Annotated in this window: 18 protein-coding genes and 1 riboswitch; of the genes, 12 read left to right on the top strand and 6 right to left on the bottom strand. The window is 41.9% G+C overall.

Annotated features, from left to right (window positions below; genetic code table 11):
* Window positions 1-87: 87 nt before the first annotated feature.
* Both DWX96_RS05295 and DWX96_RS05290 read right to left on the bottom strand, forming a co-directional pair.
* On the bottom strand, window positions 88-855 hold the full coding sequence (locus DWX96_RS05295; protein WP_118056936.1) for a prolipoprotein diacylglyceryl transferase: 768 nt from the start codon (window positions 853-855) through the stop codon (window positions 88-90).
* A 32-nt stretch (window positions 856-887) separates the two neighbouring features.
* Window positions 888-1133 carry a hypothetical protein gene (locus DWX96_RS05290; RefSeq protein ID WP_117699110.1) on the bottom strand — a complete coding sequence of 82 codons (246 nt, stop codon included), beginning with the start codon at window positions 1131-1133 and terminating at the stop codon, window positions 888-890.
* A 242-nt stretch (window positions 1134-1375) separates the two neighbouring features.
* Here DWX96_RS05290 and clpX point away from each other — a divergent pair, with 242 nt between their 5' ends.
* From clpX to DWX96_RS05270, 4 genes are all read left to right on the top strand, one after another.
* Window positions 1376-2818 carry an ATP-dependent Clp protease ATP-binding subunit ClpX gene (gene clpX / locus DWX96_RS05285; protein ID WP_118056935.1) on the top strand — a complete coding sequence of 481 codons (1443 nt, stop codon included), beginning with the start codon at window positions 1376-1378 and terminating at the stop codon, window positions 2816-2818.
* Between the two features lie 29 nt (window positions 2819-2847).
* Complete coding sequence (locus DWX96_RS05280; RefSeq protein ID WP_118056934.1) at window positions 2848-4536, top strand: S8 family peptidase; 1689 nt, start codon at window positions 2848-2850, stop codon at window positions 4534-4536.
* Between the two features lie 72 nt (window positions 4537-4608).
* The gene (locus DWX96_RS05275) at window positions 4609-5568 is read left to right on the top strand and encodes an L-lactate dehydrogenase (protein ID WP_117698944.1); all 960 of its coding nucleotides are present in this window, start codon (window positions 4609-4611) and stop codon (window positions 5566-5568) included.
* Window positions 5569-5640: 72 nt separating this feature from the next.
* A complete protein-coding gene (locus tag DWX96_RS05270; protein ID WP_117698943.1) occupies window positions 5641-6087 on the top strand; it encodes a signal peptidase II in 447 nt (148 codons plus the stop codon).
* Between the two features lie 159 nt (window positions 6088-6246).
* Here the strand turns inward: DWX96_RS05270 and DWX96_RS05265 are convergent, their stop codons facing one another.
* Window positions 6247-6447 (bottom strand): cold-shock protein, encoded by a 201-nt coding sequence (locus tag DWX96_RS05265; protein WP_022242668.1) that lies wholly within the window; start codon window positions 6445-6447, stop codon window positions 6247-6249.
* A 77-nt stretch (window positions 6448-6524) separates the two neighbouring features.
* On the bottom strand, window positions 6525-7031 hold the full coding sequence (locus tag DWX96_RS05260) for a DUF5721 family protein (protein WP_118056933.1): 507 nt from the start codon (window positions 7029-7031) through the stop codon (window positions 6525-6527).
* 101 nt (window positions 7032-7132) lie between these two features.
* Between DWX96_RS05260 and DWX96_RS05255 the strand changes: the two genes are divergently transcribed.
* The 4 genes from DWX96_RS05255 (at window position 7133) to DWX96_RS05240 (ending at window position 10824) form a co-directional block, all read left to right on the top strand.
* A complete protein-coding gene (locus DWX96_RS05255; protein ID WP_158552120.1) occupies window positions 7133-8278 on the top strand; it encodes a transglutaminase domain-containing protein in 1146 nt (381 codons plus the stop codon).
* A 175-nt stretch (window positions 8279-8453) separates the two neighbouring features.
* The gene (locus tag DWX96_RS05250; protein ID WP_118056932.1) at window positions 8454-9293 is read left to right on the top strand and encodes a DegV family protein; all 840 of its coding nucleotides are present in this window, start codon (window positions 8454-8456) and stop codon (window positions 9291-9293) included.
* 138 nt (window positions 9294-9431) lie between these two features.
* Window positions 9432-10235 carry a hypothetical protein gene (locus DWX96_RS05245; protein WP_158561816.1) on the top strand — a complete coding sequence of 268 codons (804 nt, stop codon included), beginning with the start codon at window positions 9432-9434 and terminating at the stop codon, window positions 10233-10235.
* Window positions 10222-10824, top strand: a complete 603-nt coding sequence (locus DWX96_RS05240; RefSeq protein ID WP_117840754.1) for a dipicolinate synthase subunit B — start codon at window positions 10222-10224, stop codon at window positions 10822-10824. The genes DWX96_RS05245 and DWX96_RS05240 overlap by 14 nt, the downstream gene beginning before the upstream one ends.
* Here DWX96_RS05240 and asnB read toward each other — a convergent pair.
* A complete protein-coding gene (gene asnB / locus DWX96_RS05235) occupies window positions 10815-12668 on the bottom strand; it encodes an asparagine synthase (glutamine-hydrolyzing) (protein WP_118056930.1) in 1854 nt (617 codons plus the stop codon). The two genes, DWX96_RS05240 and asnB, sit on opposite strands and share 10 nt — an antisense overlap.
* Window positions 12669-12927: 259 nt before the next feature.
* Between asnB and DWX96_RS05230 the strand changes: the two genes are divergently transcribed.
* The gene (locus tag DWX96_RS05230) at window positions 12928-13413 is read left to right on the top strand and encodes a sigma-70 family RNA polymerase sigma factor (protein ID WP_117698937.1); all 486 of its coding nucleotides are present in this window, start codon (window positions 12928-12930) and stop codon (window positions 13411-13413) included.
* Window positions 13410-14315: an RsiV family protein gene (locus DWX96_RS05225; protein WP_117698936.1), complete on the top strand. Its 906-nt coding sequence runs from the start codon at window positions 13410-13412 to the stop codon at window positions 14313-14315. Before DWX96_RS05230 ends, DWX96_RS05225 begins: the two co-directional genes overlap by 4 nt.
* A gap of 110 nt (window positions 14316-14425) precedes the next feature.
* Here the strand turns inward: DWX96_RS05225 and typA are convergent, their stop codons facing one another.
* Window positions 14426-16255 (bottom strand): translational GTPase TypA, encoded by a 1830-nt coding sequence (typA, locus tag DWX96_RS05220; RefSeq protein WP_117698935.1) that lies wholly within the window; start codon window positions 16253-16255, stop codon window positions 14426-14428.
* A gap of 388 nt (window positions 16256-16643) precedes the next feature.
* Between typA and DWX96_RS05215 the strand changes: the two genes are divergently transcribed.
* Together DWX96_RS05215 and DWX96_RS05210 are read left to right on the top strand one after the other, a co-directional pair.
* Window positions 16644-17270: a single-stranded DNA-binding protein gene (locus DWX96_RS05215; RefSeq protein ID WP_022242678.1), complete on the top strand. Its 627-nt coding sequence runs from the start codon at window positions 16644-16646 to the stop codon at window positions 17268-17270.
* 113 nt (window positions 17271-17383) lie between these two features.
* Complete coding sequence (locus DWX96_RS05210) at window positions 17384-17869, top strand: cob(I)yrinic acid a,c-diamide adenosyltransferase (RefSeq protein ID WP_117696739.1); 486 nt, start codon at window positions 17384-17386, stop codon at window positions 17867-17869.
* Between the two features lie 78 nt (window positions 17870-17947).
* A riboswitch (Lysine riboswitch) is annotated at window positions 17948-18126 on the top strand.
* Window positions 18127-18129: the final 3 nt, after the last annotated feature.

Raw genomic sequence — 18129 nt, 5'->3', positions numbered from 1 at the left:
CCTGCAGTATGAAGGTATCAGAAATACCTGTCATGTTGCAGGATTTTTATGTTTTTACTGTAGTCTGTCAATAAAGAGAAGCCAAACTTATGCCTTTTTTCTGGAAACAGAAGTTCTGATAAGATAGCATATGGTTCCAACTACAAATCCAATGCTGATCCACTGGGAGGTGGATAAGGCAAAGAGATGACCGCGGACGGCATCATAGCGGACATATTCTAACAGAAACCGCAGAATACCATAGACAATAAAATATATGGCAATCGTGTGCGGATAAGATTTCTTTAAATCCAGTATTGCAAGTACGACAGCAAGAATCAGAAGACAGATTGCTTCCACCAGCTGAACTGGAAACAGCGTAGTATCAGATGGCGCAATGGAATGCTCCGGGAACTGTACTGCAAAAGGTCCATCATATGGAATTCCATAACAGCAGCCGGCAAGAAAACATCCGATACGTCCGAAACCGTGAATCCATGGAATCAGATAAATCAGGTGAATGATAAAAGGCTTCCAGTCAATATGATGTATTTTTCCGGCCAGCAGAAAAAGAAGCAGTCCTCCAATCAGTCCGCCATAAAATACAAAGCCACTCTGCATAATGTAATTAAAATACTGGGGTTCTAACATACGGGACCAGTCAATGTCCCAGTAAGAAATGAATAGATACAAAAGCTTGGCGCCTAAGAAGGCGCCAAGTAATGTGTAAGCTTCTAATATAAGCATATCATCGAAGTTAAGCTTATATTTTCTGAGCGGATACAGGGCAAAAAGATTTGCCGTAATCACTCCAAGTGTGATCATAAATCCATAAGATGGGATATGAATTCCCAGAATATTCAGATAAAGTGCCATCTTTTTCCATGTATCCTTTCAAAAAACAAATATTAGAATGCGCTTGCAACAGATGCAACACATGCAACACATGCGATGTAAAGCAGTAAGCCTAATACTAATCCGATGATAGAGCATACAAGACCACCTGTAGCACATTTAGCCTGATTCTTATGTCCAACAGCGCCTAAGATAGTACCGATAAGACCTAAGATTGCTCCGATCCAGCCATAAACACCTACTGTAACTACGTCAACAACGATGGAAATAATTCCTAAAACTAATGCTGCGACACCCATTTTCATGTCCTCCTTGGTTTATAAAAATCTAATAAATTACATTGAAAGTTTAGCATTTAATAGGGAGACTGTCAAATATTGGTTGCAAATTTTGAAAAATAGTAAAAAATATCAGGTTCTGTCATATATGAAGATTTTATAAAATTATGGCTGCGAAGGTTGAGATTAAAACCGGCTTGAATTATAATAAAAGCAATGTTTTAGAAGTATAAAACAGATTTGAGAGAATAGGAGAATCAGATATGACAGAGAATGAAGACAAGAGAGAACTTGAAAATATAGATACTGTAGAAGAGACAAAGAAAGAGACCACAGATGAGAAGAAGGATGAATACGAAGAAATCTGTTACATCTGCCGCAGACCGGAAAGTGTTGCCGGTAAGATGATAAAGATTCCGAATAATATCTGCATTTGTAAAGACTGTATGCAGAGAACCTTCGACAGCATGAATAACTCTGGATTTCCAATGGGTGATTTTATACCAAATGGTCAGATGCCCAATATCAGCATGATTAATCTTTCAGATTTGCAGGGCTTTATGCCGCGGAGCCAGAAGATTAAGAAAAAGAAAACCAAAGAGGAGAAAGCAGAAGCTCCGAAATTAGATATAAAGAAGATTCCGGCACCACATAAGATTAAAGCAAGCCTGGATGAATATGTGGTTGGACAGGAATATGCCAAGAAGGTAATGTCTGTGGCAGTTTACAATCACTATAAACGTGTGGCAACCGATACGATGGATGATATTGAAATCGAGAAATCCAATATGTTAATGATTGGACCGACCGGAAGTGGTAAGACTTATCTGGTGAAGACACTGGCAAGACTTCTGGATGTGCCGCTGGCAATTACAGATGCGACTTCCTTAACTGAGGCAGGTTATATCGGAGACGATATCGAAAGCGTTGTCAGTAAATTGCTTGCAGCTGCAGATAATGATGTAGAGCGGGCAGAGCATGGCATTATTTTCATTGATGAGATTGATAAAATTGCCAAGAAGAAGAACACCAACCAGCGTGATGTCAGCGGAGAATCCGTGCAGCAGGGAATGTTAAAGCTTCTTGAAGGAGCAGAAGTGGAAGTGCCGGTGGGAGCCAGCAGCAAGAATGCCATGGTTCCGATGGTTACCGTTAACACTAAGAATATTCTTTTTATCTGTGGCGGAGCTTTCCCGGATATTGAAGAGATTATCAAAGAACGTCTCAATAAGCAGGCATCCATTGGATTCCAGGCAGATTTAAAGGATAAATATGATAATGATGAGAATCTGTTACAGAAAGTAACGGTAGAAGATGTAAAGAAGTTTGGAATGATACCGGAATTTATCGGAAGACTTCCGATTCTCTTTACCCTGGAATCACTTACTGTTGATATGCTGGTCCGTATTCTAAAGGAGCCGAAAAATGCTATCATCAGGCAGTATCAGAAGCTTCTGGCATTAGACGAAGTCAATCTGGTATTTGAAGAGGATGCACTGCGGGCAATTGCAGAGAAAGCAAAGGAGAAGAAGGTCGGAGCAAGAGCACTCCGTTCTATTATCGAAGAATTTATGTTAGATATCATGTATGAGATTCCAAAGGACGAAAACATCGGCCAGGTAACGATTACAAGAGATTATATTGAGAAAAAGGGCGGTCCGCTTATCACTATGCGTGGAGTGGCAGCATTACCGGTAAACGAATAAAATAAAAGAAAATAAGTGCCGGAGCTTATATGGAAGATTGTAAAGACGCACCATACTCGGAAGAATATTACGACCTTCTGGTTTCCTATCTGAGCCTTGAAAATGAATATCTTCCGGGAGGCTGTATCCAGAATATTGATAAAGATTTTAATGTAGTCTATTTGCAGAGTGCAGGCTTGCCGAAGCTGGATATTGACCAGTATACCTATTCGGCAATTCCAAAATGTTTTACCATATTAGACGAAGAGGCATTGCAGGCAGGCGGAATCATAAGGGTACAGAGTCAGCCAAATCTTGCTTTGAGAGGGCAGGGTGTTCTGATTGGATTTGTGGATACCGGAATTGATTATCAGAATGAAGTATTCCGTAATTCCGATGGCAGCAGCCGTATATTAAGAATCTGGGATCAGAGCATTCGAAGTGAAGATACACCAGAGGGATTCCTCTATGGAACGGAATATACAAAAGAACAGATCGATATGGCATTGTTAACAGATGCACCTCTTCGGGTAGTACCTCACCGGGATGAAGAAGGACATGGTACCTTTATGGCAGGTCTTGCGGCAGGAAGTGAAAAACTTTCGGAGAAATTTGCCGGAGTAGCACCCTATGCACAGATTGCCATGGTAAAGCTGAAGCCGGCAAAGAAATATTTAAGGCGTTTTTATTATATTCCGGAAGGTGCAAAGGCTTATCAGGAAAATGATATTATGGCGGGGGTGGCATATTTGACCAGACTGGCGGAACGATATCGCCGCCCTCTGGTGATTTATCTTGGGCTTGGAAGCAATTCCGGGGATCACAGTGGAAACAGTGTGATTTCGTATTATCTTAATTATGTTTCCTTCAAGCGGAATACGGCAGTTGTGGTAGCAGCAGGGAATGAAGCTACTGCCAGACATCATTATTACGGAGAAGTTGCATTCGGGCAGCAGAGTGATGTGGTAGAAGTAGATGTGGAAGATGCAGTGGCGGGTTTCCATATTGAAATGTGGGCAAAGGCTCCGGAGCTTTATTCGGTGCGGATTATATCACCAACGGGAGAGCGGACGGCAGGTGTCCGGGTGCAGCAGGATGGCAGAGAGGTATACCGTTTTGTATTTGAAAATACACAGGTTATCATTGATTACCACATTGTTGGCACTGCCACAGGAGATCAGCTTATTTATATCCGGTTTGACCGGCCCACCAGAGGCATCTGGACGATTGAGGTAAATGGCGATTACAGTATAGAAGGAAGATATCACATGTGGCTTCCGATTACCGGACTGATTGCCGGTGATATTTCTTTTATTCGTTCTAATCCGGATACGACAATTACCATGCCGGGAAATGCAGCTGCACCGATGACAGTAGGTGGATACAATGCAGGAAATGACAGTATTTATCTGAATTCCAGCAGAGGATACACTGCATCGGGACTGGTAAAGCCGGATTTTGCAGCACCGGGTGTCAATGTGATTGGACCGGCACCGGGCAACCGGTTTGAGGCAAGAAGTGGTACCAGCATTGCAGCGGCAATTACTGCAGGAGCTGCAGCACTGTATCTGGAATGGGCAGTAGAGCGTGGTTATAATACTGATATTACAAATGCAGAAATTAAAAATGATTTTATCCGCGGTGCGGTGCGGTTAGAAAGCAGAGTTTATCCGAACCGGGAATGGGGATATGGAACCTTAAATCTCTATCAGACCTTCGAACAGTTGCGCCGGACATAGGAGGTTCTTGTTTGCATAGAATAACTGCTTCTGTGGGATTCTATATAGAAAACACGAAGCAGGAGGGTAAAGATGAAGCAGGAACATGCAATTGATTTACGAAAGGCAGCCATTATCGGATGTGGGTTTGTCGGCTCTGCCACTGCATTTACACTGATGCAGAGCAAGCTCTTTTCCGAACTGGTTCTAATTGATGTGGATAAAGCAAGAGCGGAAGGAGAGGCCATGGATATCAGCCATGGAATGCCATTTGCCGCACCGATGAAAATATATGCCGGCAGTTATGATGACATTGTGGATGCCGACATTATTATCATTACGGCAGGAGCAAACCAGAAACCGGGAGAAACAAGGCTTGAGCTGGTAAAGAAAAATGTAGCCATTTACAAAAATATTATCCCGGAAATTGCCAGCAGAAGGTGTCGTGGCATATTACTCATCGTATCAAATCCGGTGGATATACTGACACTGGCAGCATTGAAATTATCCGGTTTTCCGGAAAACCGGGTAATCGGTTCCGGAACAGTATTAGATACTGCCCGGTTAAAAAATATGCTGGGAAAACAGCTTGGCATCGACAATCGTGGTGTGCATGCATTTATTGTAGGAGAGCATGGAGATAGTGAGGTGGCGGTATTCAGTTCTGCCAATGTATCCGGCATTCCGTTGGAACAGATTTATAAGCTGCGTGGCTATGAGGAATATGAAAGTCATACGAAGCGTATATATGAAGAAGTAAAGAACAGTGCTTATGAAATTATAGAGCGTAAGCAGGCAACCTATTATGGAATTGCAATGGCGATTAAGCGGATTTGTGAATGTATTGTCAGGGATGAACATTCGGTGCTTCCGGTGTCCAGTCTGATGCATGGGCAATATGGCATTTCTGATATCGTGCTGAGCATGCCGGCAGTGGTGGATGCCGGTGGCGTGGAGCAGATTCTTCCTGTGTCATTAGACGAAGAAGAGCGGGCAAGGCTTCATGCGTCAGCAAAAGCACTGCGGGATGTGATTGCTGACATAGAATTATAGAGCAGGCGGAGCAGAAAGAGAGAAAGAAAAGGACAGAAGGAATCAGGTAGAACAAAAGAAGGAGGAGGTTCCATGAAATATTTATTACTGGTGGCATCCATTTTCGGGCTGGATGAAGGAATCAAGCAGCGGGTTGATAAGAAGGAGCCGTTGGGAAAAGAAAAAAGAGTTCCAAAGCTTCCGGTTGTAATTGAAAAATATTATAACAATGGAGCTGCATTGAACTTTCTGGCGAAGAAACCGAAAATTATGCTGGGGTTACACAGTGCATGCATGGCAGGACTGATGACCATATATGGGTTTGTATTAAGAAGAGGAAATACAGGACTGAAAACCGGTATGAGTATGATGGTTGGCGGCGGATTAAGCAATCTCTGGGACAGAATTCATAAGAAGCATGTGGTGGATTATATCCGCTTTGATACACCGTGGAAACGCTTTTCAAGAATTGTATTTAATATTTCCGATTTCTTTATTTTTATCGGAGCAGCAGTTTCTATGTTGTTTGCATACAGGTAAGAAAACGGGATTGCAGCCAACGGTAGTAATACCGAAGGGAGCAATCCCATTTTTCTTAATCAAATTCGTTCGTTATATCTTAATCAACATAAAAAATCATTATTAAAAATCAAATTCTATATCTGAGAAAGGTACATTGAAAAACCTTGATTATTGCAACTATTTAATTACTGTTACGTTAGTTGCCTGAGGACCCTTGGCGCCTTCTGTTACGTCAAATTCTACTGCTGCGCCTTCTTCTAAGGATTTGTAACCATCCATGTTAAGTCCTGAGTAGTGTACGAATACATCATTACCTTCTGCATCAGAGATGAATCCGTAACCTTTCTGGTTATTAAACCATTTAACTGTACCGTTCATTATAGTACCTCCACAAAAATTATCTAGCCATATGGCTATGCTTAGAATAGCATAATTTATTTTAAAAGTAAAGAAAATTAGTTGATATCGGTATAGGGGATATCATGCCCGGCAAAAAATTTGCGTATCAGCATATCCCATTCCTGGTCGAAGGTGTGGTCTAAGGTAAAACTGCGGTAAGATACACCATTGGTACAGGAAAGAATACCATCCTGAAATTTGATGTTTAAGAAAACTCCGTTCAAATCCTGGGTGGTCAGACCACTTTTGCTTACTTCCAGAGTATTTTTAAGATTCTTTGGAGAAAGCTGAAAGATAAAGCGGAAATAGGAGGGGGTATGTTTTCCCTTGATCAGGGCGAAGCAGTTTTCACGCAGCATGCCAAAAGGCAGGCAGCTTAAACCGGTTAGTTCCAGTTCATTCAGTTCTTCCGGACTGTAGAAATCCGGTACAAGATGTCCGTCGATTTCATAGGAACCTTTTCCACGGATGGCAGCTTCTGATAATAAGAAGTGGTCAAATAAATCCGTGCGAAGTAATTTATTCATAAAATCTTTTACCTGTAAAAGTTGTATTGCAATCATAGTATCCTCCTCATTTTTAAAGTGTAACACAAACCGGATAGAAAAAACAGAGAAAGTATTGTAGAATGACTATGAAAAGAAGCAGATTGAAAGGAAATGATATGAGAAAACAAAGATTATTAACCGGTATTACAGGAATACTTATGGCATTTCTGCTTGCCGGCTGCGATACGTCATCCGTTGAAGAATGGGTAGATGAAGTAGTAGAAGATATCAATGGACAGATACCGGATAATACCTTGCTTCCGGTAGAGTCAGTTTCAGAGGAAAAGTATGTATATGGCCAGCTTACGGAAGAAGAACAGCTTGTTTATGATGAGATGCTGGATGCTATTTTAAATCATCGGGAAGAGGTGGCAGTTGCTACATTAGATAAAGACGTACTGGCAAAAATGTATGAAGCAATTATGGCAGACTATGGCGGACTCTTCTGGGTGGATGGCTATTCCTATACGGAATATTCTAGGGCCGGTGTATTGACCGGGCTTAAGTTTGCACCGAAGTATACAATGGATGAAGCTGCAAGACAGGAGACACAGGCGGCAATTGATGAAAAGGTCGATGTACTGCTTGGCGGCATTTCATCCGAGGACAGTGATTACCAGAAAGCGCGGTTTATATTTGATACGCTGGTGCGTACGGTAAATTATGACCTTAATGCAGAGAATAATCAGAATATCATCAGTGTATTTCTAGAGGGAAGAACGGTGTGCCAGGGCTATGCCTGTGCCACAAAATATCTGATGGATTTATTAGATATTCCATGTACGATAGTGACAGGAACTGCCAATGGAGAACCACATGCATGGAATCTCATCGAACTGGATGGAGCCTATTATTATATGGATACTACCTGGGGTAATCCAACTTCCAACAGTCCGGATGACTTCGGAGATGTAGCTGAAGTGGTAGATTATTGCTTTTTTACTGCAACTACAGAAGAGTTATTTCAGACCCACAGCCCCAATGTGAATTTTTCATTGCCGGAATGCAATTGCCTGGATGACAGTTATTTTGTGCAGGAAAATTGTTATTTTAAGGACTGGTATCCGGAAGACATCGGAGCATTATTTACAGAGCTTGACAGCCACCCTGTACAGATGAAGTTTGAGGATGAGGCAGTTTATGGGCAGGCACAGCAGTTTTTCATTGAAGAAGGGCATATCGGGGATTATTATACCGTGGATAGTTCCTTATTTTATATGAAAAATGAGACAATGCGGGTACTTACTTTCCTGAAAAAATAAAATATTTGTGAAATATTATAAAAATTTAAATATCCTCTTTTCAAAACGTAATATTTATGATAATATGACATAGTAATGAAAACTACTTGTTATTACAAAGAAAAACATAACATATAATTTTAAACATTGCGTACATACTATAAGAGAGATGACTACGCAATCAGGAGGATAGAAAATGAGCTACAAAATCATAGTAGACAGCTGTGGAGAGTTATTTGATGATATGAAAGCAGATGGAAGATTCCAGTCTGTTCCGTTAGAGCTTGAGGTAGATGGATACCATGTGGTGGATGATGAATCCTTTGATCAACTGGAGTTTATTCGCAGGGTAAAGGAAAGCAGGCATAGCCCGAAGTCATCCTGCCCATCTCCACAGAGATATGTGGAAGCATATTTAGGAGAAGCAGAGCATGTATATGTAGTAACACTTTCCGGTAAATTAAGCGGTTCTTATAACAGTGCAGAGCTGGCAAAGAAGCTTTATTTAGAAGAACATATGGCAAAACAGATTCATGTATTTGATTCCTGTTCCGCATCCATTGGAGAGACTCTGATTGCAGAAAAGATACAGGAATCAGAGGAAGCCGGAAAGAGCTTTGAAGAAGTGGTTGCTGAGACAGAAAAATATATTAAAGACCAGCAGACCTTCTTTGTATTAGAGACTTTAGAGACTCTGCGTAAAAACGGCAGACTCAGTAACCTGAAAGCCTGGGTTGCCGGGGCATTAAATATCAAGCCGGTAATGGGGGCCACGCCCGAGGGTACAATCTGTCAGCTGGGACAGGCAAGAGGAATGGCAAAGGCATTGGACTATATGGTTAATGAAATTGTAAAGAGAACGAAAGAGTGTGAAAAGAAGATTTTATCCATCGCACATTGCAATTGTCCGGAACGTGCAAAACAGGTAAAAGAAAAATTGGAAAAGCTGGCAAAATTTAAAGATATCAGAATTGTAGATACTGCAGGAGTCAGCACCATGTATGCCAATAATGGCGGTGTTATTGTAGCAGTTTAAAAAATAGCAGATAAAAAGAAAACAGATAAAGGAAAACAGAATCGGTGCAAACCGGTTCTGTTTTCTTTTGCTGTCGGTAACAAAATGGAGCATCCGCATATAGTAATAACAGACGATTGCAAGGCAAGGAGGGATGAAATGCAAATCGCAATCATTGGAGCAGATGAAAGAACACCGGCATTGAAACGTTGTCTGACGGAATCAGGAATTGGAATCATAGAAATAACGGAGCAGAATATCCGGCGACTGATGCAGAGTCAGATTATTGTATTACCGTTGCGGGCACTGGAGGAGGATGGCAGAATCAGAGGAAGCAGGGTAAAAATAGGAATGGTATTATCCTATGCAGCGGAGAGAAGTGTTATTTATGGAGGTTGTTTCCCGGAGGTTCTGACACGAAGACCATCAGGGCGGCGGATACGGCTGGTTGATTATATGGAAGATGAAGTCTTTAGAAATGAGAATGCCGGACTGACAGCAGAAGGCTGCCTTGTAGAAGCAATGACAAAGAGCAGGTGCTGCGTGAAAGGAAGAAACTGTCTGGTGGCAGGTTTTGGTTATTGTGGAAGAGCCATGGCAAAGCTGCTTTTATCTTTGGAAGCGGAAGTAACTGTTTATGATATAAAGGAAGATTGCCAGCGGGTGGCAATGGAAATGGGGTGTAGCTTGTGGCAGGAGAATGCAGAGGAGCAGAACTTTGAGTGGATTTTTTATATGGCAGATAAACCATGTCCAATAGACACAGTCTTAAAATGGTGCGATGAGAAAACATATCTATGGGATATTACAACTGGTGGCGGACTTCAGGCAGAGGAGTTAGAAGAAAAAGGTATTCATGTGGAACATCTTACTGCCGTTCCTGGAAGAATACTGACAGAAAGTGCAGGAATCATTCTTGCACGGATGATAGAAAGAGGAGCAGCAGATTATGGAAGAGTATAAGCTTACATTAGGACTTGGAATTACCGGCTCTTTCTGCACTTTTGGGAAGATACTCCGGACGACAGAAGCACTGGTGCAAAAAGGAATAAAAGTTATTCCGGTATACTCCAGACATGCAGGAACTTTGGATACCAGATTTATGACAGCGGAAGTATTTCAAAACAGAATGCAGGAGATTACAGGAGAAAGGGGAATTCAAAGTATCGTACAGGCAGAAACCATCGGTCCGTCAGGACTTTTTGATGTGATGGCAATTGCACCATGTACCGGAAATACCATGGCAAAGCTGCAGCAGGGCATTGTAGATACCACAGTGCTTATGGCAGCCAAAGCGCATCTTAGAAATGAAAAGCCGTTGGTGCTGGCAATTTCTACCAATGATGCTTTGTCCATGAATCTTAGAAATATCGGACTGCTGATGAATATGAAGCATATCTATTTTGTACCTTTCCGGCAGGATGATTATCAGAAGAAGCCCCATTCACTGGTGGCAGATTTTGGACAGTTAGAGGATACCATAGCTGCAGCCATGAAAGGAAGACAGCTGCAGCCGGTGGTACTGTCTCCAATGCCGGTAGATTATAAATGAATGTCAGTCTTATATTCACTGAGCCAGTAATGAATCTGCAGGAGATAAGCAATCATCTGAGGACCTGCCATAAGCTGGCCATACCATGGTTTGCCATAGTCTCCTTCCTGATTTAAGAATTGCATAGTCTTTTCTTTATCAATCAGTGCAAGAAGGGGACTTTCCCCGGTGGTCAGCAGTGCACTCAGACGCTGCCGCAGGAGCTGTTCATAGTAAGGATGGTAAGTCTTAGGATAAGGACTTTTCTTGCGGAAAGTAATGGTGTCCGGAAGATAGTCTTTCGCACACTGCCGCAAAAGGTTTTTCACAAGACCATCCTTGGCTTTCATTTCCCATGGCACATTAAAGACATAAGAAACCAGGTTTTTATCTGCAAAAGGAACGCGGGCTTCCAGACCGGAGAACATACTGGTGCGGTCCATGCGGTTTAGCAGAGTCTGCATAAAGTAGCGGATGTTAAGATAGGAAATACGCCGGCGGCTGCATTCCGTATCATTGTCCGATGGCAGAATATCGACCTCTGCAATGGCATTTTCATAAGAACTTTGCACATAGGAATCTAAGGACAGCTCATCTGCAATTTCGTCTTTTAAGAAGGATTTGCGGAAAGAAAGGTCCGGTGTCCATGGAAACGTGTTGCAGGAAAGAAAATTCTTCCGGTGAAACCACGGATAGCCGCCGAAAACTTCATCGGCACATTCGCCGGTCAGGACTACCTTATGCTGTTTGCTGACTTCCCGGCAGAAGAAAAGCAGGGAAGAGTCAACATCAGCCATACATGGAAGGTCATGGGCTTTCATGGAGGCAAAGAGTAAATCAGCCTGGGAACGATTGTCACAGGTCAGATATTGATGCTCACTCTTAAGATAGTCTTTCATAATATCCACAAAGGGACGGTCTTCGGAGGGCTGAAAATCATTTGCCTTAAAGTAACGGGAATTATCCGTAAAGTCAAAGGAATAGGTAGAAAGAGTCTGCCCTTCTTTCCTTAATTCTTCTGCACAGACCGAGGAGACCAGACTGGAATCCAACCCGCCGGAAAGAAAGGTGCAGATAGGAACATCGGAAACCATCTGCCGGCGGATGGACTGTAACAGCAGCTCTTTTGTGTGGGCAAGGGTTTCTTCATAGCTGTCTGTATGTGGATGGCTTTCTAATCGGAAGTAACAGTAATCTTTCAGCCCGGAAGCACTGAAAGTGAGGTAATGTCCCGGCAGACATTCTGCCATATGTTCATAAACTGCGTTGCCGGGGTTTCGGGCAGGACCCAGACCAAAGATTTCGCAGAGTCCTGTTTTATTTACCGAAGGGATGCAGCCGGGATAACAGAAGATTCCCTTCGGTTCGGAAGAAAAGATAAGTGTGTCATGAAAAAGCCGGTAAAAGAGCGGCTTTACACCAAAGGCGTCCCGGAAGAGATAGAGAAGCTGATGGACCTCATCATAAATGGCAAAAGCAAAAATACCATTCATTTTCCGGACAAAGGACGGTCCTTCGAAAAGAAATCCATTTAAAATGACTTCTGTATCGGAATGAGTACGAAAGGTCATGCCATGGGAAAACAGTTCCTCACGGAGTTCTTTCGCATTATAAAGCTCTCCATTATAGACGATGGTGAAGTCTGCGTCACAATAATGTCTGGTCATAGGCTGAAGTCCACCATGAGGATCAATAATGGCAAGCCGGGTGTGGGAAAAACCTGTATGAGAGGTTAAATAAATACCATGGGAGTCCGGCCCGCGGTGATAAAGTGCGTCACTCATATCAGATAGAATGTTACGATAATAAGGCTCCCTTTCTAAAAAATCAGTATGTAAATTACAAAAACCGGAAATACCGCACATAGCAATTCTCTATTCATTTTTTGTAGTAATCTATGCATTTCCCTGAATAAAAAGTACAAAAAAGAAGAGAGATTTGTGAAAGAGAGGAAGCATTTTCTGGGTGCAAAGCACAGGTAAGGAGTTGCCGGCAGTAAGTTGTGCGGGTTATAATAAAAAGATGAAACTATTTTTCCGGCTGGAACGTCTAATTTACAGAAAGCAAAGGTTGAAAGGCTTTCTTTGCATATGCAGGTTTTCGGAAAGAGAAGAGGAAACAGGAATGAAGAAAAGAGGAATCGCAAAAGCGGTGGAGCAGGAAATCCTTGCATCCTATGAACAGCTTTACCGGCTGGCAATTACCTATGTAAAGAACGAACAGGACGCAATGGATGTAGTGCAGGAAAGTGCATATAAGGCAATGAAAAATGCCGGTCAGGTGAAGGAAGAAACCTATATTAAGACCTGGCTCTGGCGGATTGTTATAAATACGTCACTGGATATGTGCAAGAAACAGAAGCGTATCGTAAGTGGAGTATTTATCCCGGAAGAAGCAAAAGAAGATGTATACAAAGACTGGGATATGCTGGCAGCGTTGGAAGAATTAGAAGAACGGGAAAGAACCATTGTGATATTAAAATATTTTGAAGAATGGAAAATAGATGATATTGCAGATCTTCTGAAAGAAAATCCAAACACCGTAAAATCAATCCTGTATCGCAGCTTAAAGAAATTAAAGATAAAGATGTCCAGGGAGGAAATAGCATGAACCATGAGAAAATAGACAGGATGAAGCAGGAATATGAGCAGATAGAAGTCCCGGAAGCATTGAAAACGCAGGTGGAAGCCGGAATCAGAAAAGGAAAGAGGGATACCACGAAAGGCAGTATCCGCTTTTTAAAAGGAGCAGCAACGGTAGCGGCAGCTATGGTTGCACTGGTGATTTCGGTAAATGTAAGCCCGACAATAGCCCATGCCATGGAAGAGGTTCCATTACTTGGCACAATTGTAAAGGTAGTGAACTTTTCTACATATTCTGATGTACAGGATGATAAGAATATGGAAGCAAATGTAGACATTCCCCAGGTGGCAGTGACAAATCAGGATGGGGAAGTATTATCGGATGAGACGGACGAGCTGAATCAGGAAGTGAAAAAGTATGCCGGTGGTATTATTAAGTCTTATCAGTCTGATGTAGCTTCCATTGAAGATGGTGAGAATGGTAATGAGGCAGTGAATTCGTCTTATCAGGTAGTGACAGATAACGACCGGCTGTTTGCTTTAAGAATTGATACTTCCATTGTAATGGCAGGATCGAACCAGTATACGAAAATCTATAATATAGATAAGAAAACCGGAAATACCATTACATTAAATGATTTATTTCAGAAGGATTCCGATTATCTGGACCGGATTTCAGAGGAAATAGAAAAGCAGATGAAGGAAAATATGGAAAAAGACAGTAACCTGCAATACTTCTTAGACAAGGATGTAGATGGCTACAGCTTTGATGGAATTAAGAATGATGTAAATTTCTATGTCAACAAAGAAGGAGAGCTGACCATTGTTTTTGATAAATATGAAGTAGCACCGGGTTATATGGGAATTGTAGAATTTACGATTCCGACCAGTGTGGTTTCTGATATTATAAAGGACGGATATCTGCAATAATATGACAAAGATGGTGCGTACTAGGCATTTATAGTAATCGAAAACTCCCCCGGATATTGGAAGAAATTTCAATATCCGGGGGAGTTCTTATGCTATATCATGAGATACTTTTATTTTTTGAAGTTAGCTCTCTTTCTTAAGGTCGGGTCAAGAATACGTTTACGGATACGTAAGGATTCCGGAGTAACCTCTAAGAGCTCGTCAACATCGATAAAGTCTAATGCCTGCTCTAAGGAAAGTATCTTTGGTGGAACAAGGGTCAGCGCTTCGTCTGCGGAAGAAGAACGTGTATTGGTTAAGTGTTTCTTCTTACATACGTTTAATTCAATGTCTTCCGGTTTAGAGGAAGAACCGATAACCATACCGGAGTAAACCTTTACACCGGCTCCGATGAAGAGAGTACCACGCTCCTGAGCGGAGAACAGACCGTAAGTTACGGATTCGCCGGATTCGAAAGCAATCAGGGAACCAAGTTTACGATAAGCAATATCTCCCTTGTATGGAGCATAGCCATTGAAAATGGTATTGATGATACCATTTCCTTTGGTGTCGGTTAAGAAGTCTCCACGGTAACCGATAAGACCACGGGATGGAATGTTAAATTCCATACGGGTATAGCCGCCGCTGATTGGACGCATATCAACCATTTCACCTTTACGCTGGCTTAATTTATCAATAACAGTACCGGTGAATTCATCCGGAACGTCAACATAAGCTAATTCCATAGGCTCTAATTTCTTGCCGTTTTCATCAGTGTGGTAAAGAACTTCAGCCTTGCTGACTGCAAATTCATAACCTTCACGACGCATATTTTCGATTAATACGGAAAGATGTAACTCACCACGTCCGGAAACCTTGAAGCAGTCTGCACTGTCGGTTTCTTCTACACGAAGGCTGACATCGGTATTTAACTCACGGAACAGTCTGTCTCTTAAGTGACGGGAAGTAATGAATTTACCTTCCTGTCCTGCAAGCGGGCTGTCGTTGACCATGAAATTCATGGAAAGCGTAGGCTCGGAAATCTTTTGGAAAGGAATGGCAACCGGGTTGTCTGTTGCACAGATGGTATCACCGATATGGATGTCTGCAATACCGGAAATAGCAACGATGGAACCGATTTTTGCTTCCTTTACTTCTACTTTATTCAGACCATCAAATTCGTATAATTTGCTGATTTTGACTTTTTTCTGTTTATCAGGCTCGTGGTGGTTTACAACGATAGCATCTTGGTTTACCTTTAAGACACCGTTGTCTACTTTACCAACACCGATTCGTCCAACGTATTCATTATAATCAATGGTACTGATAAGAACCTGGGTGTTTGCATCCGGGTCACCGGTAGGAGCCGGGATGTAGTCGATAATGGTTTCGAATAAAGGAGTCATATCCTTGCGCTCATCGTTTAAATCTCTCATGGCGTAACCATCTCTTGCAGAAGCGAAGATGAAGGGGCAGTCTAACTGTTCTTCAGAAGCGTCTAAATCCATGAAAAGCTCTAATACTTCATCAATAACTTCTTCCGGTCTTGCTTCCGGACGGTCAATTTTATTGATACATACGATAACCGGCAGATTCAGTTCCAGTGCTTTCATAAGAACGAATTTGGTCTGTGGCATAGCACCTTCAAATGCATCTACTACAAGAATAACACCGTTTACCATTTTCAGAACTCGCTCAACCTCACCACCGAAGTCGGCGTGGCCAGGAGTATCAATGATATTAATTTTTACATCTTTGTAGAATACAGCGGTATTCTTAGAAAGAATGGTAATACCACGTTCACGCTCAATATCGTTGGAATCCATGACACGTTCCTGGACTTCCTGATTGGCACGGAATACACCACTCTGTTTCAACAGCTCGTCGACCAGAGTAGTTTTACCGTGGTCAACGTGGGCGATGATAGCTATGTTTCTAATATCGTCTCTTGTTGTTTTCATATAAAATCCTTCCTTCTATCAGTGCATAAAATTCAGTTTCTTCTTATATATAATGCCTGTCTGTAAATGACCGGCGTTCTTATTCTACCACATATTGAAAAATACGCAAGTATTTCTTTCTTTACAGGAAATTGCTTTCCTGTAAAGTAAAAACGCTCCGCGAGGATGCGCACTGCGGCGTATAAGGTAGATGTCGCAAGCGACCGCCGCAGGCGCGAGAATGTGCCAAGGCACATTCTTTGTTTAAGGACACAGCGCATATGCAGGGAAAAGCGGCTTTATGCATAATATATCCAAAAGGTTATCGACAGATTTTGATGAGTTTCATCCCGTTGGAATGGTACTGTAAAACCGTTCGAAAACACACTAAATAAAGGAGAAAAAATTCATGGCAGATAAGATTTTAGAAAACAACCAGGTATCCATTGTAGGGGAGATTATTTCCGATTTCCAATACAGTCATGAAGTGTATGGGGAAGGCTTTTATATGGTAGAGGTAGCGGTCAGCAGATTAAGTAATTTTTCCGACTACATTCCATTGATGATTTCAGAGCGTCTGATTGACACTTCGCAGAGTTACATAGGACAGAAGGTATATGTGACCGGACAGTTCCGTTCCTATAACAGACATGAGGAACTTAAGAACCGGCTGGTTCTCTCCGTATTCGTTCGGGAGATTGAGTTTATTGAAGAAGAGACAGAGGAGATGAAGAGCAACCAGATTCTTCTTGATGGCTATATCTGTAAAGACCCGATTTACCGTAAGACTCCTCTTGGAAGAGAGATTGCAGACTTGCTGGTGGCGGTAAACCGTTCCTATGGGAAATCGGACTATATCCCATGCATCTGCTGGGGAAGAAATGCAAGATTTGCCGCAAGATTTGAGGTGGGTGTACATGTGCAGATCTGGGGCAGAATCCAGAGCAGGGAGTATGTCAAACGCTTAAATGAGGATGAGGTAGAGAAGCGTACCGCCTATGAAGTATCCGTGAGCAAAATTGAATATATGGAATAAAAAATAATTGAGAAAACATGAAACATACAGACATTGCTTTTTATTGGAAATTGTGGTATCGTAAGTAAATCTGGGATTAAGAGTCCCTGTAAGAATTGGCATGGAGGTTTGTCATGGAAAAGGGTTTCGTACAGATTTATTATGGTGCAGGTCGTGGAAAGACCAATGCTGCACTGGGCAATGCGTTGCGGGCAGCCGGAGAGAATAAGAGTGTAATTATTATCCAGTTTTTAAAAGGAAAAACAGATGATCAGATTGCTTATATGAAGCAGTTAGAGCCGGAAATCAAGGTATTCCGTTTTGAAAAATCAGAAGAGAATTATGATGAACTGCCGGAAGAAAGACAGGCAGAAGAGAAACTCAATATGAAAAACGGACTGAATTTTGCCAAGAAAGTGCTGGTTACCGGTGAATGCAATGTACTGATTCTGGATGAAGTTCTGGGCCTTATTGATGCAGGAGTAATATCTTCGGAAGAATTAGAAGCTGTTTTAAAAGCAAAGATGGATGAAACAGAGATTATTATGACCGGAAGGGTATTAGAAGAATCCATTCGCAGCTATGCTGACGAGATTTATAAGATTACTGCGGAAAAATAAGGAAGAAAATGTAAAATGTCCGCACAGGACGTTGACAGATAGTATCAGCGGTGCTATATTGAGGTAAGAAATTTAATATATGAAGGTAGAGGTTGCGTGAGACAAGAGTACTTGGTCGGATATGGCAGACATAGAAGAAGACATAAGGAAAGGGGAACACGCCGAAAGGTTATTTTTCCTGCAAAGAATAATCTTGGGCATGGATTGAAGAAGTTCATGACTGTCATCTTGTAATAAGATGGGGCGCTATCGGTATGATC

This window comes from Roseburia sp. AF22-2LB (assembly GCF_003461125.1).
Taxonomy (GTDB): domain Bacteria; phylum Bacillota; class Clostridia; order Lachnospirales; family Lachnospiraceae; genus Roseburia_C; species Roseburia_C amylophila.
The sequence above is the reverse complement of the archived record's forward strand: the minus strand, read 5'-3'. Positions and strand labels throughout refer to the sequence as shown.

Bases quoted from the DNA above. Each gene is read 5' to 3' on its own strand.
- DWX96_RS05225 (WP_117698936.1), top strand. From the start codon at position 13,410: ATGAACCATGAGAAAATAGACAGGATGAAGCAGGAATATGAGCAGATA.
- DWX96_RS05250 (WP_118056932.1), top strand. From the start codon at position 8,454: ATGAGCTACAAAATCATAGTAGACAGCTGTGGAGAGTTATTTGATGAT.
- DWX96_RS05245 (WP_158561816.1), top strand. From the start codon at position 9,432: ATGCAAATCGCAATCATTGGAGCAGATGAAAGAACACCGGCATTGAAA.
- DWX96_RS05240 (WP_117840754.1), top strand. From the start codon at position 10,222: ATGGAAGAGTATAAGCTTACATTAGGACTTGGAATTACCGGCTCTTTC.
- DWX96_RS05210 (WP_117696739.1), top strand. From the start codon at position 17,384: ATGGAAAAGGGTTTCGTACAGATTTATTATGGTGCAGGTCGTGGAAAG.
- clpX (WP_118056935.1), top strand. From the start codon at position 1,376: ATGACAGAGAATGAAGACAAGAGAGAACTTGAAAATATAGATACTGTA.
- asnB (WP_118056930.1), bottom strand. From the start codon at position 12,668: ATGTGCGGTATTTCCGGTTTTTGTAATTTACATACTGATTTTTTAGAA.
- DWX96_RS05255 (WP_158552120.1), top strand. From the start codon at position 7,133: ATGAGAAAACAAAGATTATTAACCGGTATTACAGGAATACTTATGGCA.
- DWX96_RS05260 (WP_118056933.1), bottom strand. From the start codon at position 7,031: ATGATTGCAATACAACTTTTACAGGTAAAAGATTTTATGAATAAATTA.
- DWX96_RS05265 (WP_022242668.1), bottom strand. From the start codon at position 6,447: ATGAACGGTACAGTTAAATGGTTTAATAACCAGAAAGGTTACGGATTC.
- DWX96_RS05280 (WP_118056934.1), top strand. From the start codon at position 2,848: ATGGAAGATTGTAAAGACGCACCATACTCGGAAGAATATTACGACCTT.
- DWX96_RS05230 (WP_117698937.1), top strand. From the start codon at position 12,928: ATGAAGAAAAGAGGAATCGCAAAAGCGGTGGAGCAGGAAATCCTTGCA.
- typA (WP_117698935.1), bottom strand. From the start codon at position 16,255: ATGAAAACAACAAGAGACGATATTAGAAACATAGCTATCATCGCCCAC.
- DWX96_RS05275 (WP_117698944.1), top strand. From the start codon at position 4,609: ATGAAGCAGGAACATGCAATTGATTTACGAAAGGCAGCCATTATCGGA.
- DWX96_RS05215 (WP_022242678.1), top strand. From the start codon at position 16,644: ATGGCAGATAAGATTTTAGAAAACAACCAGGTATCCATTGTAGGGGAG.
- DWX96_RS05270 (WP_117698943.1), top strand. From the start codon at position 5,641: ATGAAATATTTATTACTGGTGGCATCCATTTTCGGGCTGGATGAAGGA.
- DWX96_RS05295 (WP_118056936.1), bottom strand. From the start codon at position 855: ATGGCACTTTATCTGAATATTCTGGGAATTCATATCCCATCTTATGGA.
- DWX96_RS05290 (WP_117699110.1), bottom strand. From the start codon at position 1,133: ATGGGTGTCGCAGCATTAGTTTTAGGAATTATTTCCATCGTTGTTGAC.